Here is a 24,678-nt window from a genome sequence, read left to right on the forward strand (position 1 = left end):
TCGCGCGCGCCCTGCCTCCCGCGGACCGGGCCATCGCCGACCAGCTCACGCAGGTGGTGAACCGGCTGCTCGTGTGGGACCTCCAGGTCGCGCGCGACGGCAGGAAGGGCGATCGGCTCGAGATCCTCTACACGCCGTCCCCGCCGGCGGCTCCCGGCCTCCCGCCGAGCGCCGAGCCCGTCGTCGAGGCGGTGCGCTACGTCTCCCAGAAGCTCGGGAAGGCGTTCTCGGTCTACCGCTTCCAGGCCGAGGGGGCGCGCTGGGCCCGCTACTACCGGGAGGACGGCAGCGAGCTCGAGGAGCACATCGTCGACGCGCCCATCGGCGAGTACGAGCAGGTCACCTCGCTCCTGCGTGACGGTCGCCGCCACAAGGGCGTCGACTACAAGGCGCCGGTCGGGTCGCCGGTGTTCGCGCCGTTCGAGGGCGTGATCCAGCGGCGCAACTGGAACTTCCGCGGAAACGGGAACTGCCTCGACATCCTCGATCCGGCGAGCGGCCGCCACGCGATCTTCCTGCACCTCGAGGTGCTGCCGAAGGAGATGATCGCCGGCCGCCGCGTGAAGAAGGGCGAGCAGATCGCGCTCTCCGGCAACAGCGGCCACTCGTTCGCGCCGCACCTTCACTACCAGCTCGAGGACGCGAGCGGTCGGGTGCTCGATCCCTTCGAGGTCCACAAGATCGAGCACCGCTCGCTCGTGGCGGCCGTCCGGCCCGCCTTCGAGGTCCGCCGCGGCGCGCTCGACTCGGCGCTCGGCGGCAGCGCGATCGCCGCGCCTGGCGCGGTCGTCCCCGCGGTCCACACCGCCCCGGCGCCGTGACCGTCTGAGACCGGGGTCCCCGGGATACGTCCCGAGCGTAGCCGCAGCCGGATGAGGCTGCGGCGGAGCGAGCCGGGGGTCCGGGGGGCGCGTAGCTGCGCCCCCCGGCAAGAAGAAAAGGGGCGCCGCCCGCCCGGCGGCCCCTGGGGGTTGACACCTCAGCCGGCCGGCGGCTAGACCTTCCGGCCGCCCTCGGCCGCCCACTTCTCGAGCATGGCCGTGGTGACCGACTTCGGACGCTCGATCGCGTAGCCGAGGCCGCGGTCCCACACGAGGTTCGCGAGCACGCCCAGCGCGCGGCCGACGCCGAAGAGGACCGTGTAGAAGTCCCACTCGCGGACGCCGTAGTACCACTGGATCACGCCCGAGTGCGCGTCGACGTTCGGCCACGGGTTCTTGGTCTTCCCGTGCTCCGTCAGGACGCCCGGCGCCACCTCGTAGATCATGTTCACGAGCTGGAAGAGCGGGTCGTTCGGCAGGTGCTTCTTCGCGAACTCGTTCTGCGCCGTGTAGCGGGGATCCGTCTTGCGGAGCACCGCGTGGCCGTAGCCCGGGATGACCTGGCCGGAGTTCAGCGTGTCCCAGAGGAACTGCTTCAGCTGCTCCTTCGAGGGCACCTGGTTGTTCAGCTTCTTCATCGTCTGCTGGATCCAGCCGAGCACCTCCTGGTTCGCGAGGCCGTGGAGCGGGCCCGCGAGGCCGTTGATGCCGGCCGAGTACGCGTAGTACGCGTCGGACAGCGCCGAGGCCACGAGGTGCGCGGTGTGCGCGGAGACGTTCCCCGACTCGTGATCCGAGTGGAGGATGAAGTACATGCGGGCGACGTCGTCGTACGGCTTCTTCTGCCCGATCATCTGGGCGAAGTTGCCGCCGAGGTCGAGCTTCGGATCCGACGGGATGTGCGTGTCACCCTTGTACTTCATGCGGTAGATGTACGCCGCGAGGACCGGGAGGCGCGCGACGAGCGTCATCGCGTCCTCGTACATCGGGTCCCACATCTCGGTCTTCTTGAGGTTGCCCTCGCCGTAGCGCTTCGCGAACACCGACTCGCGCTGCATCGCCACGATGCCGGCCGAGAACATCGCCATCGGGTGCGAGTCGCGCGGCATCGCGCGGAGCACGTCGATGACGTACTGCGGGAGCACCTCGCGGGCCTTGAGGTCCGCCTGGATCTCGGCGGCCTCGGCCTTCGTGGGGATGTCGCCGGTGAGCAGGAACGAGAAGAAGCTCTCGACCGTCGGCATCTCCGCGCCGGCGACCACGTGCTCCTTCAGCGCGTCGAACGTCTCCGGGATCGTCTTGCCGCGGAAGCGGATGCCTTCCTGCGGGTCCAGGTACGAGATGTCCGTCACGAGGCAGCGCACGTCACGGGCGCCGCCGATGGCCTGGCCGATCGTGACCTTGTCGATGACGATCTCCGCCAGCTCCTTGTTCAGCTTCTGCGTGCGCGGGCGGAATGCCTCGATCTTCTCCTTGAGCTTCCGCTTGAGCGTCTCAGCCATTGTCGACCCCAGCCATTTGTAGAGGTTTGTTCTGCAACTACAGAGCGCGTTGAACCGAGGGCCGAATCCTACCCAGCGAATTTCGGCCAGGGCAAACCGGATCGGGAACAACTCGTGGAGCCGCCGAGTCTAGTTTCGACCCGGCCCCCTGCTCCCCGCGCCCGGGCGCACACCTCGATGCCTACTCGCTCCGACAGGGCCTCGCCCGTCCCGGTGCGGTCGGCTGTCGCAAGCTACACCGCTCCAGCCGCCGCAGGCGAGCGCAAGCGGTCGCTGACCTCGGCGCTGGGCTGGGAGACGGGCGCGCGCGAGCGGGACGCGCGCCCGCAGGAAGGCTCAGCGACGGCCGGCGGCGAGCGCCGCCGCGACCTCCGCCGCCACGTTCCGCGACGCCTGCGGCTCGTCCCCGACCGCCGCCTCGGTCGCGAGGTCGGGCACGATGGGCTCGGGGAGCGCCGCGGCGACGGCGTGGCTGGGCTTCTCGGCGCCGGCGCCGGAGCGGCAGGTCCTGCACCAGGGCTGGTTGCGAATCGCGCCGTCCGCCATCTTGCGGAGCCCGAACTGCGCGAGGGGCCGCATCTTGTGGCACTTGAGGCACATGAGGGTGATGAACACCTCGTTGCCGTCGGCGTCGTAGACCGACGAGCGGCGCCTCTTCGGCTTCGCGGCGGCGGGCGCGGCGCGCTTCGCGACGGGGCCGCCCTTCTCGAGCTCGCCCTTCGCGATCGCGGGCGCCACCATCACCTTCACGGCCATCGGTCCAGGACCTCCTGCTGCGGGATGCCGGCCATCCGGGACGGCCGGCGGACCGTAGCGAACCCCTCTGACAGCGCGCCGACTGGACCGGCGCGGCGCCGAGTGCGAGCATTCGACGAGGGGAAGGGGAGTGGAACAGCACTCAGCGGAGTATCGGACCGTCGCGGTGTTCGGAAGCCTCACCGACGCGGAGCTCGTCCGCGGGATGCTCGAGGCGGATGGGATCGCCGCCGCGGTGCTCGAGGGGACCGACGCGGCGCTCCTGCCGGGCGTCGGCCGGACGATCCGCGTCCTCGTCCCGGCCCACGATCTGCCCCGCGCGCGAGAGATCCTCGCGAGCCCCGCCATCTCGCCGACCGACGTGGAGGACGACCTCGTCGCCCCGGTGCCCGAGAGCGGACGCTCCTGGACGGTCGGCTGGATGGCGCTGCTCATCGCAGCCGCGCTCCTGGCGGCGGCGTTGCTGTGAACGGGGCTTCGCCCCACCCCGCTCGCGCCGCCACGATCCTGTGCCCCCCAACGGGAGCGCGCGACCGCCTGCTCGCACACATGGCGCCCATCTCGGAGCGACCCTAGCTTCCCGCCAGGGTTCCGATGGACGCACCTAAGGACATCCCCCTGCTCGATCCCAAGGTCGTCGCCCGGATGCACCGCATCTCGCAGGTCGCGGCGGCGCTCGCGGGCGGTATCGGGGTGGGCGCCCTGGTCAGCCATCCCCTGGGCGTCCCGTGGCTCCGAACCCTCGCCCGGGGGATCGAGGTCCAGCCGAACACGGCGGCGGGCATCATCGCGGCCGCCGTCGGACTCTCGCTCGCGGGGCTCGGCGCGCGCTGGGCGCGGATCGCCTCTCGCGTGATCGGCGTCCTCGTCGCGGCCCTGGGCGCCGCCACCCTCGTCGAGCACCTCGCCCTCGTCGACCTCCACATCGACCGGGTCCTCGTGCCGGGCCTGGGCCTGAGCGCCGCGGTCACGCTCCCCGGCCGGCCCGGTCCGCCCGCCGCCGCGAGCTTCCTGCTCGCGGGCGTGGTCCTCGTGGGCCTCGACGCGCGCCGCCGCGCCGCGTGGCTCGCCCAGGGGCTCGCCATCGTCGCGATGGCCATCGCGCTCCTCGGCGTCGTCGGCCACACCTTCGACGTCTCGCTGCTCTACCGAGAGGCCACCGTCACCGGGATCGCCTTCCCGTCCGCCATCGCGCTCTTGACGCTCGACGTGGGCCTCCTCTGCGCCCGTCCGGACCGCGGCTTCGTCGCGAACCTCGCGTCTACAGGCGCCGGGAGCGCGCTCGCGCGCCGGCTGCTCGTCTACGTCCTGCTCCTCCCCCTGCTCCTCGGCGGGCTCGCCCTCGCGGTGACGGGCGCCTCGGGCGAGGGGGCGCTCGCCGTCTCGCTCCTCGTGGTCGTGCTCTCGCTGCTGTTCGTCGTGCTGGTGCTCCGGGACGCGGTCGCGATCGACCGCATGGAGCTCGCGAAGCTCCGCGCGCAGGAGGCGCACGCCGCCTCGCGCGAGGAGCTCGCCCGCGCGCTGGCGCGCGAGCAGGACGCGCGCGTCCACGCCGAGGCCGCGAGCCGCTCGAAGGACGAGTTCCTCGCCACGCTCTCGCACGAGCTGCGCACGCCGCTCAACGCGATCCTCGGCTGGTCCGGCCTCCTGCGCGACGCGGGCGGCGATCCGGAGCGGCTCGCCCGCGGCCTCGCGGTCATCGAGCGGAACGGCCGCACGCTCGCGCAGCTCGTGTCGGATCTGCTCGACATGTCGCGCATCGCGGCCGGGAAGATCGAGGTCGGGCACGCCGACGTCGATCTGCTCGGGGTGGTGGACGACGCGGTCGAGGCGGTCCGAGCGACGGCGCGCGCCAAGGGCGTCGCGCTCTCCCGCACCGCAGGGCCGGAGCTGCCCCGCGTCGTCGGCGACGCCGCGCGCCTGCGCCAGGTCGCGTGGAACCTCCTGTCGAACGCGGTGAAGTTCACTCAGCCGGGCGGCAGCGTCGACGTGCGGCTCGCGGCGTCGCGCGGGGGCGCCCTCCTGGAGGTGAAGGACACCGGCGTGGGAATGGCGCGCGACTTCCTCCCGGTCGTGTTCGATCCATTCGTCCACGCGGAGGGGGCGTCGGTGCGGCGCCACGGCGGGCTCGGGCTCGGGCTCGCGATCACGAGGCAGCTCGTGGCGCTCCACGGCGGGACCATCGAGGCGGAGAGCGACGGGCCGGGCCGCGGGGCCACCTTCCGCGTGGTCCTGCCGCCGGTCGCGCGCGCGCCCGCGGTGGCGCCGGCGGCGGTGAGCGCCCGGCCCGACCTGGGCGGCGCCCGGGTGCTCGTCGTGGACGACGAGGCGGACTCGCGGGACGTGCTGCTCCAGCTGCTCGCCTCGTGGGGCGCGCGGCCGGAGGGCGCGGCCTCCGTCCGCGAGGCGCTCGACGCCGTCGCCCGGGAGCGCCCGGACCTCGTCGTGTCGGACATCGCCATGCCGGGAGAGGACGGCTTCACGTTCGTGCACGAGCTGCGGCGCCTCGAGGAGGCGCGCGGCGAGCGGCGCGTGGCGATCGCCGCGCTCACCGCGTTCGCGCGCCCCGAGGATCGGCAGCGCGCGATCGCGGCGGGCTTCGACGCGCACCTCTCGAAGCCGGTCGATCCCGCGACGCTGCACGCGACGATCGCCGGGCTCCTGCGCGACACCCGCGGCCCGGACGCCGCCGCCGGCCCGCAGGGCGCGGCCGCGAACCCGGACGCGCCGGAGCCGCCGCGGACCGGCGGCGAGGACGCGCGCGCGGCGGGCTGAGGCGCTTGGGTCACGGCTCGGGTGCGACCGAGCGTGGAGCGAGCCCGCGCTGCTTCGTCCTACAACCTGGCCCCGACGTAGACGATGACCTGCAGCACGCCGGTGAAGGCGACCAGCGCGGCGGCGGAGACGGAGCTCTTGGCGGTGGCGCGCAGCCAGCCGATCAACCCCGGCACCGCGAGCGCCAGCCCGAGGATGAGCCCGAGGGGCAGCCCGCTCACCGAGATGTGCAGGTAGCCGAGCGCGACCGCGGTCTCGACGGCGGCCGCGACGAGCGCGATCACCGGGAGCACCCGCTGCGCGGAGGAGGCGACGAGCAGGACGGAGGCGGCGAGGGCCGAGACGGCGAGGGCGACGTGGAGCGTCATGCCCGCCGCTTCTACGCCGTCCCCTCGCGACCGCGCAAGAACGCGGCGTGCATACATCGGCTCACGGGCTCGCCCCCGCCCCGCCGGCGACCGCGGTCGCCCTGGCGAGCGACAGGCGCCGCTCAGGACCGCGAGACGATCTGGCGGAGCACGTACGGCATGATCCCGCCGTGCCGGTAGTACTCGGCCTCGATCGGCGTGTCGATCCGCACGACGAGCTCCACCTCGTCGCGGCGCCCGTCCCTGCGGTGCACGACGAGCGTCGCCCGCTGGCGCGGGGTGAGCCTCCCGGCCACGCCGACGAGGTCGAACGTCTCCGTGCCGTCGAGCCCGAGCGTCTGCGCCGACACGCCCTCCGGGAGCTGGCAGGGGAGGACGCCCATGCCGACGAGGTTCGAGCGATGGATGCGCTCGAAGGAGCGCGCCACGACGAAGCGGACCCCGAGGAGCGCCGTCCCCTTCGCCGCCCAGTCGCGCGAGCTGCCGGTGCCGTACTCCAGGCCGGCGACGATCGCGAGCGGGATGCCGTCGCGCGCGTACTCGAGCGCGGCGTCGTGGATGGGGAGGCGGCGGCCGGTGGGCTGGTGGACGGTGACCCCGCCCTCGACCCCCGGCACCATGAGGTTCTTGATGCGCACGTTCGCGAACGTGCCGCGCACCATCACGTGGTGGTTCCCGCGGCGCGCGCCGTAGCTGTTGAAGTCACGCACCGAGACGCCCAGCGCCTGCAGGTAGGTCCCCGCGGGCGACGACGGCTTGATCGAGCCCGCCGGGCTGATGTGGTCCGTCGTGACCGAGTCGCCGAAGATGGCGAGCGCGCGGGCGTGGAGCACGTCCTTCGCCTCGGACGGCGCCGCGGCGAAGGGCGTGAAGTACGGCGGCTCCTGGATGTAGGTGGACTCGGGGTCCCAGTCGTAGCCCTTGCCGCCGCGCACCGGGAGCGCGTTCCAGCGCGCGTTCTCGTTGAACCCGCCGTAGTAGTTCTTCCGGTACTCCTCGGGGTTCGCCGCGGCCGGCCGGAGCGCGTCGATCTCCTCCGCCGTCGGCCAGAGCTCGCGCAGGAACACCGGCCTGCCGTCCTTCCCGACGCCGAGCGGCTCCTGCTCGAGGTCCACGTCGACGCGGCCCGCCAGGGCGAAGGCGACGACGAGCGGGGGGCTCATGAGGAAGTTCGCCTTGACGCTCTGGTGGACCCGCGCCTCGAAGTTGCGATTGCCGGAGAGCACCGACGCCGCGACGACGTCGTGGTCGGTGACCACCTTCTCGATCCGCTCGTCCAGCGGACCGGAGTTCCCGATGCAGGTGGTGCAGCCGTAGCCGACGACCTGGAACCCGAGCCGGTCGAGGTAGGGCTGCAGCCCGGTCTCGGCGAGGTAGCGGGAGACGACGCGCGAGCCGGGGGCGAGCGAGGTCTTCACGTGCGGCTGCACCGAGAGTCCGCGCTCCACCGCCTTCTTCGCGAGGAGCCCGGCCGCCAGCATGACGCCCGGGTTCGAGGTGTTCGTGCAGGAGGTGATCGCGGCGATGAGGACGTCGCCGTGGCCGATCTCGACGGTGCCGGGGAGCTCCCGCCGCGGCGGGTTCGGCTGGGTGTCCGGCGTGGGCCGGTTGTTGATCATCTCGTACTCGGTGAGGGTGCTCGTGTTCTTCCGCTCGCCGTCCGGCAGGCTGTCAGAATCCTGCAGGCCGCCGCCCGTGGTGGTCGGCGGGGATCCGTTCGGCGAGCGGTAGCGCTGGCGGAGCTCCTCCGCGGGCTTGCCGTAGCCGGACGCGTCCTTGCGGGTGAACAGCTCCTGGAACGTGCGCTTCAGCGCGCCGAGCTCGATGCGGTCCTGCGGCCGCTTCGGCCCGGCGACGGCCGCGCCCACGCTCGCGAGGTCGAGCTCCACGACCTCGCTGTAGTCGACCTCGCCGGCGCGCGGGATGCGCAGGAGCCCCTGCGCCGCGTAGTAGGCGCGGAAGGCGTCCACCGTCTCCTTCGGGCGCCCGGTCTGCTCGAGGTACCGGATCGAGCGCTCGTCGGGCGGGAAGAAGCCCACCGTGGCGCCGTACTCCGGGGCCATGTTGGAGAGGGTGGCGCGCTCCGGGACCGGCAGGCTCGCCGCGCCCTCGCCGAAGAACTCGACGAACTTCCCGACCACCTTCGCCTTGCGCAGGATCTCGGTCACGCGCAGCACGAGGTCCGTCCCCGTCACCCCCTCGCGCAGCGCGCCGGAGAGGTGCACGCCCACGACGTCGGGGGTGAGGAAGTAGGTCGGCTGACCGAGCATCGCCGCCTCGGCCTCGATGCCGCCCACGCCCCACGCGACGAGCCCGAGCCCGTTCACCATGGGCGTGTGCGAGTCGGTGCCGACGAGCGTGTCCGGGTAGTAGAGCCCGCCCTGCTCGAGGACCCCGCGCGCGAGGAACTCGAGGTTCACCTGGTGGCAGATGCCGATGCCGGGCGGGACGATGCGCAGCTCCTCGAACGCGTGGGTGCCCCACTTCAGGAACTCGTAGCGCGGCAGGTTGCGATCGAACTCGAGCTCCATGTTGTAGCGGAGCGCGTCGGCGGAGCCGAACGCGTCGACCTGCACGGAGTGGTCCACGACGAGGTCCACCGGGACGAGCGGCTCGACCGCGAGCGGATCCTTGCCGAGGCGCGCGACGGCCGAGCGCATCGCGGCGAGGTCCACGAGGAGCGGCACGCCGGTGAAGTCCTGGAGGAGCACCCGCCCGACGAGGAACGGGATCTCGCGCGTCCGCTCGGCCCGGGGCTGCCAGCGCGCGAGGGCGCGGACGTCCTCCTCGGTGACCCGCACGCCGTCCACGTTCCGCGCGAGCGACTCGAGCACGATGCGGAGCGAGACCGGGAGGCGGGACACGGGCCCGAAGCCCTTGCGCTCGAGCTCCGGGAGCGACACGAGCCGGCCGGTCCTGCCGGCGGCGATCTCGAAGGGGACGACGACGCCGAGCCTGTTGTCGTTCATGGGGATCCTCGCCTGAGCCGCGCGCGGCCGCCGGCGGAGCGGGCGCGAGCCTCGGGCCGGGGGACGCGCCCTGGCGTCCCGCCGGTCGTTGGGTGAGCAGCTTTCATACGCGCGGCTCGCCGTCCTTCAAGCGGCGTGTCGGGGCTCCGCCGGGGTGCGCCGCGACGACGCAGACCGCGGGAGCGCTCCGCGCTAGAAATAGTGACCCCGGAGGCTCGATGCCCGTCCCCTCGCAGCTCTACCGCCCGTCGCTCGCGCTGCTCACCGACTTCTACGAGCTGACGATGGCGTACGCGGCGTGGAAGAGCGGCCTCGAGCGGAAGGAGGCGTGCTTCACCCTGTCCTTCCGCAAGAACCCGTTCTCGGGCGGGTTCACCGTGGCGGCGGGGCTCGAGCACGTCGTCGACTTCGTGGAGCACCTCCGCTTCGACGCGGACGACCTCGCGTTCCTCGCGGACCAGCGCGGCGCGGACGGCGAGCCGCTCTTCGAGCGCGGCTTCCTCGAGGCGCTCGGTCGGCTCGAGGTGGACGTCGACGTGGACGCCGTTCCGGAGGGGACGGTCGTGTTCCCGCACGAGCCGCTGCTCCGCGTGGCGGGCCCGATCATCCCGGCGATGATCCTCGAGACCGCGCTCCTCGCGATGGTGAACTTCCAGTCGCTCGTCGCGACCAAGGCCGCCCGCGTGTGCATCGCCGCGCGCGGCGAGCCGGTGCTCGAGTTCGGGCTGCGGCGCGCGCAGGGCATCGACGGCGGCCTCTCCGCGAGCCGCGCCGCCTACCTCGGCGGCTGCTCCTCCACCTCCAACACGCTGGCGGGCCGCCTCTACGGGATCCCGGTGCGCGGCACGCACGCGCACAGCTGGGTCATGCTGCACGGCGACGAGCGCGAGGCGTTCATGGCCTACGCCCGCGCGCTGCCCGCGAACTGCGTGTTCCTCGTGGACACCTACGGCTCCCTCTCCGGCATCGACCACGCCATCGAGGCCGGCCGCTGGCTGCGGACGCAGGGGCAGGAGATGGTCGGCATCCGGCTCGACTCGGGGGATCTCGCCTGGCTCTCGATCCAGGCGCGCAAGCGGCTCGACGAGGCCGGCTTCCCGAAGGCGGTCATCCTCGCCTCGAACGAGCTCGACGAGAACATCATCCAGAGCCTGAAGGACCAGGGCGCCACCATCACCGTGTGGGGCGTCGGCACGCGCCTCGTGACCGGCATGGGCGACGGCGCGCTCGGCGGCGTGTACAAGCTCGGCGCGGTGCGCGACGGCCCGGAGGGCGCCTGGCTCCCGCGCGTGAAGGTCTCGGAGCAGACCGCGAAGACGAACGTGCCCGGGGTGCTGCAGGTCCGCCGCTTCCTGCGCGGCGGGGAGTTCCTCGCCGACGCGATCTACGAGGAGGGGATCGGGCTGCCCGCGCCGGCCGTCATCCTCGATCCGCTCGACCCGCTGCGCCGCCGCGAGATCGAGGCGGACGTCGCGGGCGAGGATCTCCTCGTCCCGGTCTTCCGCCGCGGGCGTCGGGTCTACGACCCGCCGCCGCTCCCCGAGCTCCGCGCGCGCACCGTCGCGCAGCTCGGCCGCTTCCACGCGGGCGTGAAGCGGTTCGTGAACCCGCACCAGTTCCCGGTCGGGCTCGAGCGCGGGCTCCACGAGCTCCGCGCGCGGCTCGTGCTGGAGGGGCGCGGGTCGCCGCGGTGAGCCCCCAGCGGGCGGAGGCGGGGGCGGGGAGCGCTCCCGGCCTCCCACTTGACGCCTCGCCCGCCGCCACATAGTCAACATCTCGCTTGAGCACGAGACGGGGCAAGACGGGGGAGACGCCGGGCCGGCGGTTCAAGACCGCCATCTACGAGCAGTTCGCGCGCGTCTCCAAGGCGCTCGCCAGCCCGCACCGGATCGAGCTCGTGGAGCTGCTCGCCCAGGGGCCGCGGACGGTGGACGCGCTCGCCCGGCTCACGGACATGAGCCTCGCGAACACCTCGCAGCACCTCCAGGTGCTGCGCGCGGCCGGCCTCGTCGAGGCCACGAAGGAGGGGCTGTTCGTCACCTGCCGGGTCTCCGATCCCACCGTGCCCGCGCTGCTCCTCGCGCTGCGCGGCGTCGCCGAGGCGCGGCTCGCGGAGGTGGAGCGGATCCGGCGGGAGTTCCTCGCGGAGCGGGACCAGCTGGAGGCGCTGGACGAGGAGGCCCTCCGCCGCCGCGTGCGCGCCGGGGAGGTCACGCTCCTCGACGTGCGGCCGCCGGAGGAGTTCGAGTCGGGCCACATCGCCGGCGCGGTCTCGGTGCCGCTGCCGGACCTCGCGAAGCGCCTCTCGGAGCTGCCGAGGGACAAGGAGGTCGTGGCCTACTGCCGCGGACCGTACTGCGTCCTCGCCGTGGAGGCGGTGACGCTCCTCCGTCGCAAGGGGCTCAAGGCGGTTCGCCTGTCCGACGGCGTCCTCGACTGGGCGGCCCGGGGCCGCCGGGTCGAGCGGTCCGGCCGGTCGTGACCGCGCCCACGCCGCTCTCCTACGAGGCCTGGCGGAGGAGCCTGCTCGGGAGGACCACCGAGGCCGTCGAGCGGGCGGCGGTGATGGAGCTCTGCGGCGGCGTGGCGGGCGCGAGGATCCTCGACGTGGGGTGCGGCGACGGCGCGTACGCCCTCGCCCTGGCGCGGCGCGGGGCGCGGGCGACCGGCGTCGATCTCTCGCCCGCCGCCCTCGCGCGGGCAGGCGCGAACGCCCGGGCCGCCGGCGCGGCCGTCGCGCTCGCGGCGGGGGACGCCGCCGCGCTCCCGTTCGCCGACCGGAGCTTCGAGCTCGTCGTGTCGGTGACGGCGCTCTGCTTCGTGCCGTCGCCCTCCGCCGCGCTGCGCGAGATGGCGCGCGTGCTGCGCCCCGGCGGCCGGCTCGTCCTCGGCGAGCTCGGCGCGGTCAGCCTGTGGGGTGCCTGGCGGCGCGTCCGCGGCTGGCTCGGCGCTCGCCCGTGGCGCGACGCGCACCTGTGGACCGAGTCGTCGCTCGCGGCGCTCGTCGCCCGGGCGGGCCTGGAGCCCGGCGCGGTCCGAGGCGCCGCCTACCACCCGCCGCTCGGCCTCGCCGCCGCGGCGCTCCGTCCGCTCGACCCGTGGCTCGGCCGCCGGACGCGGGCGGGCGCGGCGTTCCTGGCGCTCGAGGCGGCGAAGCCGCGCCATCGCGTGTGATCCCGCCCGGTCAGAGCGGCTTCACCATCCGGATGGCGTCCCACCGCTCGTGGTTGCGGCGCGGGTAGGCGCGCCGGAGCACCCCCCGCTCCTCGAAGCCGTGCTTGCGGTAGAGCGCCACCGCGCCGGTGTTGTGCGGGAACACGTGCAGCACCACCTCGCGCGCGCCGACCTCGCGGGCCCACCCCACGGCCGCGTCGAGGAGCGCGTCGCCCACGCCGCGGCGGCGGTGGCCGGCTGCCACGAGCATCCCGAGCTCGGGCGAGGTGCGGCCCACCATCGCCGCGAGCCCGAGCGGCTCGGTGCCGCCCTCCTCCTCCGCGACGAGCAGCGTCCCCTCGCCGCTGTCGAGGAGCGCGCGCCAGCGGGCGCGCACCTCGCGGTGGTCGATGGGCGGCTCGGTCGCGAGCCACTGCCCCTCCGCCGCGACCGCCTCGAAGAGGTCGATGCAGCGATCGAGATCGGCGTCGGTGAGGGGCCTGACGCGCACGCTCGGGGACGCTAGCACGCGCCGCGCGTGTGCGCGCGCGGCGCACCTCTCCTGGCCGGAGCGCGGTCACGATCCCGCGGGCGAGGCGAGGCGCGCTCGCGCGGGCGCCGCGTCGAAGGCGAGCCGACGCGCTGCTCCCGCGGGGCGTTTGGGCTAGGGTAGGGCAGATGAGCACGCCGAACCCGTGGACCGTGGTGCAGGCCGCCGACTACGAGCAGCACATGGGGCCGGAGGGCCTCGATCAGCGCGCCCCGCTCGCGGCCGTCTTCCAGGAGGCCTACCTCGCCGCGCAACCCGGACGGCTCCTCTTGCTCGGCTGCGGGACCGGCAACGGCCTCGACCACGTCGATCCCTCCGTCACCTCGCGGATCGTCGGGGTGGACGTGAACCTGCAGTACCTCGGCATCGCGCGGCAGCGCTTCTTCCACCTCGGCCCGCGGCTCGAGCTCTACTGCGCCGAGGCGGAGAAGTTCCGCGCGGCTCCCGGCGCGTTCGACCTCGTGCACGTGCCGCTCCTCTTCGAGTACGTCTTTCCGGAGGTGCTCGTCCGGCGCGTGGCGGAGTGGCTCGGGGACGGCGGCGGCTGCACGGCGGTCGTGGAGCTCCCCGGGGGGGACGGCCCGCCGCCCCCCTCCAAGCCGCTCCAGCTCATCGGTCGAGCCAAGCGGCTCGTCCCGCCCGAGGAGCTCGAGCAGCTCTTCGAGCACTACGGCATGCCGCTCCGCCGCGAGCACACGGTCCCCCTCCCGCACGGGAGGAGCTTCTGGGTGGGCTCGTTCGGGCGCCCGCTGAAATAGGGAGCCGGGCGCCGGCGTACGATCGGGCCGGAGGTCACGACACGATGCTCTGCCCGTACTGCCGCACCGAGAACGCCCCCGGCGCGACCCGCTGCGCCGCTTGCACGAGCTGGATGGTCGAGCGGCCGCCCGTGCGCGACTGGACGCGGGCGCGCGAGGGCCGGCTCATCGCCGGCGTGGCCCGCGGCCTCTCGAACCGCTTCGGGCTGCCCTGCGCCGCCGTCCGGCTGGTGTTCCTGCTCTCGATCCTGTTCGGCGGCTGGGGCGTGCTCGCGTACATCGCGCTCTGGATCGCGATGCCGCTCGAGCCGCTCGCGCTCCTGCCGCCCGCGAACCTCGAGCGGCGTGAGCCCGAGGCGGTCCAGCACGGGTAGATCGGCGCCTCCGCGCACGGTCGCGCGCGTGCGCTCAACGGGCACCCACGCCAGCGGGCTCTCGCTGCCGGTTCGCACCGTCAGCGGGAGCTCGTCTCGACCCTCAGATGGTCCGTGGCACGCCCAACGGACGGATCGACCACATAGCGGGAGGGCTCCATCCCCGCCGGCGCGACGAGCGTCGACGCACGACGTCGTCGGTCGCGAAGTCGACGTCGTCGGTCGCGAAGTAGACGTCGTCGTCCATGGGTGCGCGAAGAGCCTCCGGTACCTGAACCGAGACTGAGTACGCGCAACCGGGATCGAGCCGGCCTCCGGAATATCGAGCCGGCGCTCTGGACCAGCTACGCGCGTGCACCACAATCTGTCCCGCTAATGAAAGCTGGCAGATAGGAACGGACACCCCACAAGCGCGCCGGCTACGCCGTCGGCGACGGCACGGCCCGTAGGGAGGCCACAAAAGGCCGCAGCCCCATTTTGCGGAAGGTGAATGTGCGACCTCGGCCCTACAGTGCGTCCACGCTTCTGCCTCGGCTGTTCGCGTCGCCTTGGGAGACATTGTGAATAAAGCGTCCGATCGGCGGCGCACGCACTCGCGCCCAGCTCACCGTTGTCCCTTGCTGCGGATGGCTGTTATAGCGCTCGCGATATTCGGCATGCGACACGCGAGTGCGGCATCCATAGTGATGGAACCTATTCACCTTGACTCCGGAGCCCCGGTGTCACTAACGCTTCCCGTGCATGCGGGGGACAGGGTGGATCTCGGGATATGCTGGTACACCTGCGAATTCGGTGGGACAAACGCTCGGGTAGTCGTATGGAGCGATGGGTTCGAGGCGGCAGCGACCCAGCCGTTCCTTTGCGTGCCCGCTTCGTTCGTTGCCACCGCCGATAATCAGGTGTTGAACGCTCAGATCGAACCATATTCTTCATATATCAGTTTTGAATGCCCTCCCTGTGTCCAGAACGCGGACATCGACATTATAATTGCGGCCAAGGTCCAAAAGACGCAGCAAGAGATAGACGAATACACTGCCATGGCCGAGACAGATACGGCTCTCGCAGCTGTGTTCGGGTGGTGCGCATCCAGGTTCCCCGCCCTGGAAACGGTGTTCGCTACGGAATCCGCGGCGATGACTGGGATGGCAATGTGGCGATCGAGGCTCGCAAGGGATCCGCCTGACGACAATTATACGGTTATCGCGGATCCTGTGTTCCCGCAGTTGTCGCCATTCATTGAGACCCCAGGCGTGAGTAAAGCCGTAGCCGAGGCCACCAACGCATGGTTGGCGAACATGGGAACCGAAGCGGGGTACATCGGTGCGCTCATAGCCGCGATCAATCGCTCTCAGGGGGCGGCCGATGGGGGCAGCAGGTACTGGGAGCAGCAACAGTTGAGCGCCGCGGCGCAATATGCGGTGGAGGCGGCCACGGCGCTGGCGAGGGACGCAGAGTTGAGGGCAGCCGTCGCGACGGCGTTGTACGAGTCCGGCTATCAAGATGTCGTGATCGATCAGGCGAGTGTGGAGGATGCGCAGTTCAACCTGTGGCTCCGGCTCAACAATCTCGATCCCGCCCAGCTATCCGTCTTGCAGTCGTTTAGTGCGGCGGACTACAACGACGTGGCGCAACGGTACGTCGCGAAAGGGTTGATGGTGAATGCGAACCCCGCGAGTGTATCGGCGCTGGGCAGCTTCCCGGCTCTTCTCGTATCTCCCGAATGGGCGCAACACGATGCTGATGTCGTTGCGCAATACCTTGCATTCGCGAGTCGCAACGGTCCGGTCGGGGTGCCGTTTGTACCTGGGACGCCGACGTTCGCGAACGTCACAGCGACGGACGTTCAGGTGAACTGGGCGACGGCTGCCGGCGCGACGAGCTACAAGCTGGAACGGGCGCCGGACGCGAGCGGCGGACCGGGGGAGTGGGGCGAGGTCGCGACCGGTATGAACGGAACGCAGCTTATCGACAGCGGCCGAGCGGCGAACACCGAGTACTGGTATCGCGTGCGCGGAACGAACAGCCAAGGCGATGGTCCTTACTCGGATGCGAGCAGCGTGACGACCGCGCCGAACGCGCCCGGAGGACCGACATTCGAAGATGTGCTCACGACGTCGCTGACAGTGAGCTGGACCGAGCCGAGCGGAGGAGCTGGACGCTACGCGGTCGATCGCGGCACGACCGAAGCCGGCCCGTGGGCCTCGGTCGCCGCTGGACTGACAGCGCTGAGCTACTTAGACTCGGGATTGGCGAGCAGCACGACGTACTACTATCGAGTGCGGGCCCTGAACGCAGAGGGGTATTGGAGTGCATCGCCTGCAATGGTGGTGACGACGGCGACCGATCCAAGCGCTCCGCCCCCGAACTCTCACCGGTACTGGCGCCTGCTTTGCACTCGTACGTCGGGGAAGTACTTGGGTTTCGCCGAGATCGAACTGCGCTCGGGAGGGCCTGATCTCACCGGTTCCGGGGTGGCATCTGACTCTGGTCACTACAACACCTGGGATGCGGGAAAAGCCGTGGATAACTCCACCAGCACGGCATTCACCACCTCGACGACGAGGGCCACGACAACGAACCCGGTGTGGTGGCGCTACGATTTCGGGGAGGGGAACGCGACAGCAATCACGGAAATCGCGATCATGCCGCGGCAGGACGGGTACTTCCGCGAGGCGCCCAGCGACTTCTGCTGGCAGTGGAGCGATGATGGTCTGAGCTGGACATCTCAGCGCTGCTACGCGGGCTGGGCCTGGGCAAGCGCCGCACAGCAGGTCATTCCCGTGGTGGCCCCCGAAGGACTATAGCCCATGAAACGACCCGCTGGCAGCAGCGTGGGTCCGTCCGCCAGCCGCCGATCCTCCGGTCAACTCGTTCGGTTCTGGGATGACCGTCTCCGGGCTCGTATTGCCCGGCTCGACGGGTGATTTGCGGACCGTATTACCAGTCGACTTGGGAGGCGTACTCATACAGTGAGGTGTGTTGTTGCAGTCATGGGCGTTACGGGCCAGCGATAACAATCGGTCGCTGCTACGAAGCGGAAGTCTCGGCGCTGGGTCGAAGTGCTTCGCTGATCGTACCCCGGGTGTCGCAGCACCCCGGAAGATCGCACTGAACGGACCGATCAATGAGCGTGCAATGGAAGAAAGTCGGCCGGATTCTGAATACCGTCTCCGTCGTGTCCGCGGCTCTGGCCCTGATCTGGATGTTCCTCGAGCCAGAAGGACGACATGAGTACGCGATCGGCTCCGTTCACATCACGCGGTATGCCGTGACGCAGACCCTCTTATCAGTATCACTCGTTACCATAATGGGGCGTCTCGCACTCAACTTGCGTTCGCGCGGCAACGGAACCCGCCAGGGGTCACGTCTGTCATAGCCACGGCGGACAGCTCCAGAAGGCATCTGAGCCCTGACGGATCCCCTCATCCCCACGGTCATGGGATGGGGCCGGTTCTAGACGTTCCGCAGGGTTGAGATCATCGTGCGGGGCTCATGCGCAACCAGGCCATCCGCCCCTACCGCGTGCACGACTTCGTCTCCTCGTGGAGGCGGGCGGCCGCGAGGCCGTGGTGGACGTCGTGCGGCGTCACCAGCCCGAGCCCGCCGTGGCTGTGCTCGGTGTTGTACCAGCCGAAGAAGTCGGCGCAGTGCGCACGCCCGTCCTCGACGGCGCCGAAGCGTTCCGGGAAGTCGGGCCGGAGTTTCATCGTCTTGAACTGCGACTCGGAGAACGGGTTGTCGTTCGAGACGTGCGGCCGCGAGTGGCTCTTCGTGACGCCCAGGTCGGCGAGCATCAGCGCGACCGGGTTCGAGGTCATAGAGGTGCCACGGTCGGCGTGGACCGTGAGCTGGTCGCGCTGGATGCTTCGCGTTCACAGGTTCGCGGATGATCCGCGGGCCGAGCAGCTTCGCGATGTCCCAGCTCCAGAGCTGGTTCGGGGCGATGGCGAGCAGCTCGGGCGCCTTGTACTTCGGTTGCCGCAGTTGGTCCCGCCGCCCGCGGACCTCCGCGTTCTCAGCGAGGACGCGGTACATGGTGCGCTCCGAGCAGAGATACCGGCCCTCGTCGAGCAGCGTCGCGTAGACCTCGGCGGGCGCGAGCTCCGCAAAGCGGGGCTCGTGCAGGACGTCGAGCACGGCGCGTCGTTCCACAGCGACGAGCGCGCGGTGGCTGCTCCTCTTCGCAGGCGGCGGGCGCGGCTTGAGCGCGCGGCACCTCAAGAACCTGCGCTTCGGGATGGGGCTCACCGACACGCGCATCGGCTAACCGAGCGGCGTGACCGGATCCTCCTGGTCGGCGCCATCGCCGCTGCGCTGCTCACGCTGCTCGGTGCCGCCGGGGAGGCAGTCGGGGAAGACCGGCGGATCAAGGCGAACACCTCGAAGGAGCGGACCCACTCCCAACCAGGGGCTGTTCCACTTCGACTGCCTGCCTGGCATGCGCGCAGAGCGCGCGCGACCGCTGATGCAGACGTTCGACGAACTCGTTCGCCAGCAGGCCACGTTCGTGAAGTCTTCGGCCTCATGCGAGGGGATGGCTCAGGCACTCGTGAGCAGTCGGATGCGAGTGTCTCAGATGCGTATTCCATGATTGCCGCAGGGAGCCGTCGCGCCCGTCACGTACTTCGCAACGAAGGGTTGGTCCGGGGTCGTGGACATGGGCGCCGGTTCCTTGACCATCAAGGCCGTCGCCGCGAAGCCGGGAACGTCGCCCCAGGAGTACGACGTGAACGGCGCGTTCACCGCAACCCTGGTCGCGTATCCGAGCGGTGCCTCGACGGACACCGTCACGATCGACATCACGTTCTGAAGAGACGACGGCAGCGGCGGCGAGGCGGGCCATCATCGCGTGGCGTGGCTGCTTTTCGGGGGTGTAGCCGAGTCGCGACCTGACTCTCCCTCACCCCAGCCGCCCCAAGAGCCGCAGGAGCCCGTCCACGATCGTGATCGGGTGGGGCGGGCAGCCGGGGACGAAGAGGTCCACCGGGATCCCAGCGAGCGCCGCCTCGGCGCCGCCGCTCACCACGGGGCTCTCCCGGAACACGCCGCCCGAGATGGCGCAGGCGCCGACCGCGATGACGAGCCGCGGGGCGGGCACCGCCTCGTAGGTCTTCCGGAGCGCGAGCAGCATGTTCTCGGAGACCGGGCCGGTCACGACGATCCCGTCGGCGTGGCGGGGCGAGGCGACGAACTGCACACCGAAGCGGCCCAGGTCGAACTGGATGTTGCCGGTCGCGTTGAGCTCGGCCTCGCAGCCGTTGCAGCCCGCGGCCGACACCTGCCGGAGCTTGAGCGAGCGGCCGAGGACGCGGCGCATCTCGCCGTCGAGGGCGGCCGCGAGCACGGGCTCGTCGCCGCGGACGACGAGCGCCTCGCGCGCGCGCGCGGCGAGCCGGTGGTCGTCCGTGAAGCGGATCGCCCCCGGCGGGCACGCCGCGGCGCAGTCGCCGCAGAAGACGCACCGGCCGAGGTCCACCGCCATCGACGCCGTGCCCGGCGCGAGGATCGCCTCGGTCGGGCAGATCTCGGCGCACGCGGTGCACCCGTCGGTGCAGCGGGACGGATCGATGGCGGGGCGTCCCCGGAACCGCGCCGGGAACTTCGGCGGGCCGTCGGGGAACGCGACCGTCTGGCGGCCGTAGCCGAGCCTGAACTTGAGGATGTCGATCACAGGTCGTGCCCCGCGTAGGAGAGGTTGAAGCTCTTGTTGCAGAGCGGGAAGTCCGAGATCTGTCCGTCCCGGAGCGCCATCGCGAGCCCGAACCAGTTGTGGAACGAGGGGTCCTTCACCTTGTAGCGGGCGAGGAGCCCGGCCTCGTCCGTCACGGCGACGTGCGCGATCTCGCCGCGCCAGCCCTCCACCATCGAGACCACGAGCGACCCGGGCGCGAGCGGGCCGAGCGGATCGCGCGCGCCGCCCTCGGGTAGGTTCTCGAGCTGGCTCGCGACGAACGCCGCGCTCCGCTCGCCCTCGAGGAGCCGGATCCAGGCGCGCGCGAAGACGTCCCCGGTGTCCGCGGTGACCACCGGGACGTGGACGAACCGGAAGATGCCGAACGCGTGGTCGCGCCGCACGTCGCGGTCCACGCCGCTCGCCCGCGCCGCCGGCCCGACGAGCCCGAGGGCGAGGGCCGTCTCGCGCGACACCGCGCCGGTGCCCTCGAGCCGCGCCCGCACCGAGGGCGACTCGAAGAAGAGCCCGGCCGCGCGCCGCGACTTCTCCCACGCCCCGCGCACCCGCGCGGCGATCGCCTGCGCCTCCCCGGCGCCGAGGCCGTGGCGCACGCCGCCCGGGACGAGCAGGCCGCGACCGAAGCGGTTCCCGCAGAGCTCCGCGGTCGCGTTCAGGAACTCCGCTCGCAGCGCGCCGCAGTACGAGGCCGTCGGGAGGAAGCCGACGTCCCCCGCGAGCGCGCCGAGATCGCCCACGTGGTTCGCGAGCCGCTCGAGCTCGAGGGCCACGCCGCGGAGCGCCATCGCCCGGGCGGGCGGGGGCCGCCCGGCGAGCGACTCGAGCGCCTTGACGTACGCGAGCCCGTGGCCGACCGAGGTGTCGCCGGCGATCGACTCCGCGAGCGCGAGGGAGCGGCGGTCGGGGCCGCCCTGGAGCATCGGCTCGACGCCGCGGTGCTGGTAGCCGAGCACGATCTCGAGGTGGAACACCTGCTCGCCGTGGCACTGGAAGCGGAAGTGCCCGGGCTCGATGATCCCGGCGTGCACCGGGCCGACCGCGACCTCGTGCACCTCCTCGCCCTCGACGGCGAAGAACGGGTACTCGCCCGGGATCGTCGCGCGGGGATCGCGCCGGCCGAACGCGTCGCGCACCGGGCGCAGCGGCGGCTCGAACCTGAGCGGCTTCAGCCAGGGGTGTCCCTCGGGCCGGACGCCGTACTGCTCCGCGAGCTCGCGCTCGAACCCCTGCGCGGCTGGGACCTCGGCCGAGAGCGCCGGGTAGGCGCCGTCGACGATCGTGGACAGGAGCGCGAGTCGACCCTCGGGATCGTCGGCGAGCACGGCGGTGAGGAGCACGCGGCCCTCGGCGGGGCGGCCGAAGAGGGCGGCGAGCCGGCCGCCGCCCGCGATCGCCTCGAGGACGATCGCGCGGAAGCGCGAGACGGGGTGCACGGGCACGGCGCGGGCGTCCACCGCCTCGCCGTTCCACGTCTCGAGGAGGTCGCTCGCGCGGGGGCGGACGTCGTGAATGGGTCCGGTCATGTTCACTCCCAGCGGCCGCCGACGAGCTGCGCCGCGGCGCCGAAGAGGTCCCTGAGCCCCTGGGGCAGGAAGAGCCCGAGCAGGAGGACGAGCACCATGAGGGCGAAGGGCGGGGCGGCGGTGAGCCAGCTGTCGTCCGTCCCGGGGACCCGCGGCGCGTCCCCCGGGTCGCCCTGCACCACCGCGAGGACCGTGGTCGCCATGCCGATGAAGATGACCGCGAGGAGCGCGAGGAAGAGCCCGCCCACCACGAAGCGGCCGGCCCCGAAGGCGCCGTTCAGGATGGCGAACTCGCTGAAGAACGGGGAGAAGGGCGGCGAGCCGGTGACGGCGAGGAACCCGGCGAGGAAGAGCGGCCCCGACACCGGGAGCCGGCGCGCGGCGCCGCGGACGTCGTCGGTGGTCTTCGCCCCGAACGCGCGGTGGATGTTGCCCGCGGAGAGGAACAGGACGCCCTTCGTGAGGCCGTTGTTCATCGAGTGGAAGAACGCGCCGCCCGCCGCGCCGCCGCCGAGGCCGATGCCGAGGGCGAGGATGCCCATGTGCTCGACGCTCGAGTACGCGAGCATCCGCTTGAAGTCGCGCTGCCCCACGACGAACACCGCGGCGAGCGCGATGGAGAGCAGGCCGAGGCCGACGAGCGCGTCGCGCGCGAACGCCTCGTCGCCGGCGGCCCGGGTCACCTGGAAGACGCGGGCGATGGAGAGGAACGCGAAGTTCGTGAGCCCGCCGGCGAGGAGCGCGCCGAGGAGCCCGGGCGCCTCGCCGTAGGCGTCGGGCTTCCAGGAGTGGAGGGGCGCGAGGCCCATCTTCGTCCCGTAGCCGACGAGGAGCAGGACGAAGGCCGCGCGCACCCATGGCCGCGACAGGGACGGCCCCGCGGCGATGAGGTCGTCGAGGAGGAGCGAGCGGGGACCCCCGGCGCCGGCGCCGGACAGCGCGAGGAAGAACGTGCCGAGCAGCGCGAGCGCGATGCCGAGCGAGCAGATGAGGAGGTACTTCCAGGTCGCCTCGAGCGAGCGCGCGTTGTGGTTGAAGTAGATGAGCGGCGCGCTGGCCAGCGTGGTCGCCTCGATGGCGACCCAGGAGAGGCCGAGGTGGTGCGAGAGCGCGACGACGGTCATCGCGGCGAGGAGGAGCAGGAGCCCGCCCACGAAGACCCGGTTGTCGCGGTCGGCCCGCCGGGCGAGGTAGCCCTGCGCGTAGATGGCGGCGGCGAGGAAGAGGGCGGTCACCGTGAGGAGCGTCACCTTCGCCATGGGGTCGAAGGCGAGCCACGCGCCGGCGCGGGCGGGCGGCGGCGAGGCGAACAGGGCGGCCACCCCGGCGGCGTGCAGGAGCGCGCCCGCGAGGAGCACCAGCGGCCGGCGGCGGTTCGAGGGGACGAGGAGCGCGACGGGCGCGAGCGCGAGCGGGGCGAGGATGACGAAGAGCATGGCGCGCCCTAATCCTTCAGCGCCGAGAGCTTCTCGGTGTCGAGCGAGGAGAACTCGCGGTTGATGTGGAACATGACGATGCCCATCACGAACACCGCCGCGAAGAGGTCGAGGAGGACGCCCGCCTCGACCATGACCGGCATGACGTCGGAGAGCAGCAGCCCGAAGACGTAGACCCCGTTCTCGAGGACGAGGAACCCGAGCACCTGGCTCACCGCCTTCTTGCGGGTGACGACGAGGAGGAGCCCGGTCCAGACCGTGGAGAGCGCGGTCGGCACGAGGAAGCCGTGGGCGCCGGCGTCGGGGAGCGGCAGCCGGCTCGAGAACGCGAAGGCGAGCGCGACGCCCACCGCGCCGAGCACCATCGAGGGGACGAAGCCGATGACGGGCTCCATCTCGCGGCGGATCGACGCCTCGCGGATCGCCCGGAACATCAGCCAGGGGATGAAGAACCCCTTGATGGCGAGCGCGCCGCCGGCGAGGAGGACCGCGTGGCCGAGGTGGTGCGACTCGCGGAGGAGGAGGAGCGGGAGCGCCGCGAGGAGCGCGCCCTGGATCGCGACGGTGCGGATCGCGGCGCCGAGGCGGCTCGAGGCGAGCAGGAACAGGTCGATGACGACGACCAGGACGAAGACGAGATCGACGAACGAGGCCATCGCGGTCACCGGAGGAGGAGGACGAGCGCGAACACCGAGAGGACCGACGCGCCCACGAGGAGCTGCGGGACGCGCACGATGCGCAGCCGCGCCATCACGGACTCGACGACGCCGACGCCCACCGCGAAGCAGAGGACGCCCAGGAAGAACAGCGCCTCCGAGGCGAGCGCGCCGTCGCCGCGGCCGAGGACGAGGCGGGAGAGGATCGCCCCGAAGAGGAAGAGCTTCAACGAGGCGCCGTACAGGATGAAGGCGAGGTCGGGCCCGCCGTGGTCGAGCACCATCACCTCGTGGATCATCGTGAGCTCGAGGTGCGTGTTCGGGTCGTCCACCGGGATGCGCGAGTTCTCGGCGAGGGCGATGACGAACACCGCGATGGCGGCGAGGAGCAGCGCCGGGCCGGCGGAGCCCCACGCCCCCGGGAGCGCCGGGCCGAGCATGCCGGAGAGCGAGAGGGTACCCGTCGCGCGCGCCAGCACGAGCAGGCACAGGAAGAGGGCTGGCTCGGCGAGGCTCGCGAACGTGACCTCGCGGGCGGCGCCCATCCCCTCGAACGCGGAGCCGGTGTCGAGCGCCGCGAGGGCGGTCGCGAAGCGCGCGAGGCCGAGCAGGTACGCGAACAGGACGAAGTCCCCGGCGAAGGAGAGCGCGGCGGGCGCGCCGCCCATCGAGAGGAGGAGCCCGGCCGACGCCACGGCGGCGAGCCCGACGATCGGGCCCGCGCGGAACACCCAGGTCGTGGTCCGGCTGTAGACGGCGCCCTTGCGCAGGAGCTTCGCGAGGTCGAGGTAGGGCTGCAGCAGCGGAGGGCCGACGCGCCCCGCGAAGATCGACTTCGTGCGGTTCACGACGCCGAGGAGGAGAGGGGGCAGCGCGAGGAGCGCGGCGAGGTGCAGCACGGTGCGCAGGAGGAGCATGGGCGTGTTCACCAGCCGAATCCCCAGGCGAGGATCGCGAGCAGCGTCGCGAGGACGAGCAGCACCTGGAACTGGATGCGGCGCAGGAAGAGGAGGTGGGCCCGCGCGGCGAGCCACCGGAAGCCGCGCGCGGCGGGGGCGAGCGCGAGATCGAGGACCGTGTCCGGCACCTCGGTGTGGAACGCGGCGCGGGCCGGGAACGCCCCGCCGAGGCGCGGCGCGGCGCCGCGCGGGAAGATCGCCCACGAGAAGCGGCGGACGAGCAGCTCGGCGAAGGACGAGCCGGTGTACTGCGCGCGCGGGAGCGGGCCAGAGAAGGCGCAGCCCCAGGTCTCGACGTCGGGGGCGCGCGGCGCCCCGAGGCGACGGCGGAGGAGGACCAGGCCCGCCGTCGCGACGAGGAGCGCGGCCGCGGCGACGCTCACCCG

Annotated in this window: 21 protein-coding genes, 1 tRNA gene and 2 pseudogenes; 10 read left to right on the forward strand and 14 right to left on the reverse strand. The window is 72.0% G+C overall.

Features of this window, described 5'->3' with window-relative positions; genetic code table 11:
- The coding region (locus tag MNZ29_RS17045; RefSeq protein ID WP_242356051.1) for a M23 family metallopeptidase at window positions 1–821 on the forward strand (821 nt) is incomplete at its 5' end.
- A 173-nt stretch (window positions 822–994) separates the two neighbouring features.
- Here MNZ29_RS17045 and MNZ29_RS17050 read toward each other — a convergent pair.
- Together MNZ29_RS17050 and MNZ29_RS17055 are read right to left on the reverse strand one after the other, a co-directional pair.
- Window positions 995–2,323, reverse strand: coding sequence for a citrate (Si)-synthase (locus MNZ29_RS17050; RefSeq protein ID WP_242340917.1), 1,329 nt, complete (start codon window positions 2,321–2,323; stop codon window positions 995–997).
- 336 nt (window positions 2,324–2,659) lie between these two features.
- Window positions 2,660–3,079 (reverse strand): hypothetical protein, encoded by a 420-nt coding sequence (locus tag MNZ29_RS17055; protein WP_242340918.1) that lies wholly within the window; start codon window positions 3,077–3,079, stop codon window positions 2,660–2,662.
- Between the two features lie 130 nt (window positions 3,080–3,209).
- Here MNZ29_RS17055 and MNZ29_RS17060 point away from each other — a divergent pair, with 130 nt between their 5' ends.
- Both MNZ29_RS17060 and MNZ29_RS17065 read left to right on the forward strand, forming a co-directional pair.
- Complete coding sequence (locus tag MNZ29_RS17060) at window positions 3,210–3,548, forward strand: putative signal transducing protein (RefSeq protein ID WP_242340919.1); 339 nt, start codon at window positions 3,210–3,212, stop codon at window positions 3,546–3,548.
- Window positions 3,549–3,673: 125 nt separating this feature from the next.
- A complete protein-coding gene (locus MNZ29_RS17065) occupies window positions 3,674–5,854 on the forward strand; it encodes an ATP-binding protein (protein ID WP_242340920.1) in 2,181 nt (726 codons plus the stop codon).
- Window positions 5,855–5,913: 59 nt separating this feature from the next.
- Here MNZ29_RS17065 and MNZ29_RS17070 read toward each other — a convergent pair whose 3' ends face one another.
- Window positions 5,914–6,222 carry a hypothetical protein gene (locus MNZ29_RS17070; protein WP_242340921.1) on the reverse strand — a complete coding sequence of 103 codons (309 nt, stop codon included), beginning with the start codon at window positions 6,220–6,222 and terminating at the stop codon, window positions 5,914–5,916.
- Window positions 6,223–6,344: 122 nt separating this feature from the next.
- Complete coding sequence (locus MNZ29_RS17075) at window positions 6,345–9,191, reverse strand: aconitate hydratase (RefSeq protein WP_242356053.1); 2,847 nt, start codon at window positions 9,189–9,191, stop codon at window positions 6,345–6,347.
- Between the two features lie 218 nt (window positions 9,192–9,409).
- On the opposite strand from MNZ29_RS17075, the gene MNZ29_RS17080 reads away from it, so the two are divergent.
- The 3 genes from MNZ29_RS17080 to MNZ29_RS17090 all read left to right on the forward strand — a co-directional run bounded on the left by MNZ29_RS17080 (window position 9,410) and on the right by MNZ29_RS17090 (window position 12,365).
- A complete protein-coding gene (locus MNZ29_RS17080; RefSeq protein ID WP_242340923.1) occupies window positions 9,410–10,885 on the forward strand; it encodes a nicotinate phosphoribosyltransferase in 1,476 nt (491 codons plus the stop codon).
- Between the two features lie 86 nt (window positions 10,886–10,971).
- Window positions 10,972–11,673: a metalloregulator ArsR/SmtB family transcription factor gene (locus tag MNZ29_RS17085; RefSeq protein WP_242356055.1), complete on the forward strand. Its 702-nt coding sequence runs from the start codon at window positions 10,972–10,974 to the stop codon at window positions 11,671–11,673.
- Window positions 11,670–12,365 (forward strand): class I SAM-dependent methyltransferase, encoded by a 696-nt coding sequence (locus tag MNZ29_RS17090; protein WP_308197071.1) that lies wholly within the window; start codon window positions 11,670–11,672, stop codon window positions 12,363–12,365. The genes MNZ29_RS17085 and MNZ29_RS17090 overlap by 4 nt, the downstream gene beginning before the upstream one ends.
- Window positions 12,366–12,375: 10 nt before the next feature.
- Here MNZ29_RS17090 and MNZ29_RS17095 read toward each other — a convergent pair whose 3' ends face one another.
- A complete protein-coding gene (locus tag MNZ29_RS17095; RefSeq protein ID WP_242340925.1) occupies window positions 12,376–12,855 on the reverse strand; it encodes a GNAT family N-acetyltransferase in 480 nt (159 codons plus the stop codon).
- Between the two features lie 167 nt (window positions 12,856–13,022).
- Here MNZ29_RS17095 and MNZ29_RS17100 point away from each other — a divergent pair, with 167 nt between their 5' ends.
- A complete protein-coding gene (locus tag MNZ29_RS17100) occupies window positions 13,023–13,652 on the forward strand; it encodes a class I SAM-dependent methyltransferase (RefSeq protein ID WP_242356057.1) in 630 nt (209 codons plus the stop codon).
- 44 nt (window positions 13,653–13,696) lie between these two features.
- The gene (locus tag MNZ29_RS17105) at window positions 13,697–14,026 is read left to right on the forward strand and encodes a PspC domain-containing protein (protein WP_242340927.1); all 330 of its coding nucleotides are present in this window, start codon (window positions 13,697–13,699) and stop codon (window positions 14,024–14,026) included.
- Window positions 14,027–14,129: 103 nt separating this feature from the next.
- Here the strand turns inward: MNZ29_RS17105 and MNZ29_RS17110 are convergent, their stop codons facing one another.
- Window positions 14,130–14,273, reverse strand: a complete 144-nt coding sequence (locus MNZ29_RS17110) for a hypothetical protein (protein WP_242340928.1) — start codon at window positions 14,271–14,273, stop codon at window positions 14,130–14,132.
- Window positions 14,274–14,313: 40 nt separating this feature from the next.
- Window positions 14,314–14,380: transfer RNA gene (locus MNZ29_RS17115), tRNA-Ile, on the reverse strand.
- A gap of 548 nt (window positions 14,381–14,928) precedes the next feature.
- Here MNZ29_RS17115 and MNZ29_RS17120 point away from each other — a divergent pair.
- Complete coding sequence (locus MNZ29_RS17120) at window positions 14,929–16,830, forward strand: fibronectin type III domain-containing protein (protein ID WP_242356059.1); 1,902 nt, start codon at window positions 14,929–14,931, stop codon at window positions 16,828–16,830.
- Between the two features lie 741 nt (window positions 16,831–17,571).
- On the opposite strand, the pseudogene MNZ29_RS17125 reads toward MNZ29_RS17120, so the two are convergent.
- Window positions 17,572–18,265, reverse strand: a pseudogene (locus MNZ29_RS17125) (transposase); the annotation flags it as partial.
- Window positions 18,266–18,698: 433 nt separating this feature from the next.
- On the opposite strand from MNZ29_RS17125, the gene MNZ29_RS17130 reads away from it, so the two are divergent.
- Window positions 18,699–18,836, forward strand: a complete 138-nt coding sequence (locus MNZ29_RS17130) for a hypothetical protein (RefSeq protein WP_242341357.1) — start codon at window positions 18,699–18,701, stop codon at window positions 18,834–18,836.
- 90 nt (window positions 18,837–18,926) lie between these two features.
- Here the strand turns inward: MNZ29_RS17130 and MNZ29_RS17135 are convergent, their stop codons facing one another.
- From MNZ29_RS17135 to MNZ29_RS17160, 6 genes and pseudogenes are all read right to left on the reverse strand, one after another.
- Window positions 18,927–19,697: a 4Fe-4S binding protein gene (locus tag MNZ29_RS17135; protein WP_242356061.1), complete on the reverse strand. Its 771-nt coding sequence runs from the start codon at window positions 19,695–19,697 to the stop codon at window positions 18,927–18,929.
- Entirely contained in the window at window positions 19,694–21,241 is a 1,548-nt protein-coding gene (locus MNZ29_RS17140; RefSeq protein ID WP_242356062.1) for a hydrogenase, read from the reverse strand. Before MNZ29_RS17140 ends, MNZ29_RS17135 begins: the two co-directional genes overlap by 4 nt.
- Before the next feature lie 2 nt (window positions 21,242–21,243).
- Window positions 21,244–22,677, reverse strand: a complete 1,434-nt coding sequence (locus MNZ29_RS17145) for a proton-conducting transporter membrane subunit (RefSeq protein ID WP_242356063.1) — start codon at window positions 22,675–22,677, stop codon at window positions 21,244–21,246.
- 8 nt (window positions 22,678–22,685) lie between these two features.
- The gene (locus MNZ29_RS17150) at window positions 22,686–23,333 is read right to left on the reverse strand and encodes an NADH-quinone oxidoreductase subunit K (RefSeq protein ID WP_242356065.1); all 648 of its coding nucleotides are present in this window, start codon (window positions 23,331–23,333) and stop codon (window positions 22,686–22,688) included.
- 5 nt (window positions 23,334–23,338) lie between these two features.
- Entirely contained in the window at window positions 23,339–24,262 is a 924-nt protein-coding gene (locus tag MNZ29_RS17155) for a respiratory chain complex I subunit 1 family protein (protein WP_242341352.1), read from the reverse strand.
- A pseudogene (locus tag MNZ29_RS17160) lies at window positions 24,259–24,678 on the reverse strand (oxidoreductase); the annotation flags it as partial. The gene MNZ29_RS17155 and the pseudogene MNZ29_RS17160, both read right to left, overlap by 4 nt.

The sequence above is a fragment of the Anaeromyxobacter sp. SG64 genome (assembly GCF_022690745.1).
GTDB lineage: Bacteria > Myxococcota > Myxococcia > Myxococcales > Anaeromyxobacteraceae > Anaeromyxobacter > Anaeromyxobacter soli.

Coding starts and splice junctions, on each gene's coding strand:
- MNZ29_RS17050 (WP_242340917.1), bottom strand. CDS start 2,323: ATGGCTGAGACGCTCAAGCGGAAGCTCAAGGAGAAGATCGAGGCATTC.
- MNZ29_RS17055 (WP_242340918.1), bottom strand. CDS start 3,079: ATGGCCGTGAAGGTGATGGTGGCGCCCGCGATCGCGAAGGGCGAGCTC.
- MNZ29_RS17065 (WP_242340920.1), top strand. CDS start 3,674: ATGGACGCACCTAAGGACATCCCCCTGCTCGATCCCAAGGTCGTCGCC.
- MNZ29_RS17070 (WP_242340921.1), bottom strand. CDS start 6,222: ATGACGCTCCACGTCGCCCTCGCCGTCTCGGCCCTCGCCGCCTCCGTC.
- MNZ29_RS17075 (WP_242356053.1), bottom strand. CDS start 9,191: ATGAACGACAACAGGCTCGGCGTCGTCGTCCCCTTCGAGATCGCCGCC.
- MNZ29_RS17080 (WP_242340923.1), top strand. CDS start 9,410: ATGCCCGTCCCCTCGCAGCTCTACCGCCCGTCGCTCGCGCTGCTCACC.
- MNZ29_RS17100 (WP_242356057.1), top strand. CDS start 13,023: ATGAGCACGCCGAACCCGTGGACCGTGGTGCAGGCCGCCGACTACGAG.
- MNZ29_RS17105 (WP_242340927.1), top strand. CDS start 13,697: ATGCTCTGCCCGTACTGCCGCACCGAGAACGCCCCCGGCGCGACCCGC.
- MNZ29_RS17110 (WP_242340928.1), bottom strand. CDS start 14,273: ATGGACGACGACGTCTACTTCGCGACCGACGACGTCGACTTCGCGACC.
- MNZ29_RS17140 (WP_242356062.1), bottom strand. CDS start 21,241: ATGACCGGACCCATTCACGACGTCCGCCCCCGCGCGAGCGACCTCCTC.
- MNZ29_RS17145 (WP_242356063.1), bottom strand. CDS start 22,677: ATGCTCTTCGTCATCCTCGCCCCGCTCGCGCTCGCGCCCGTCGCGCTC.
- MNZ29_RS17150 (WP_242356065.1), bottom strand. CDS start 23,333: ATGGCCTCGTTCGTCGATCTCGTCTTCGTCCTGGTCGTCGTCATCGAC.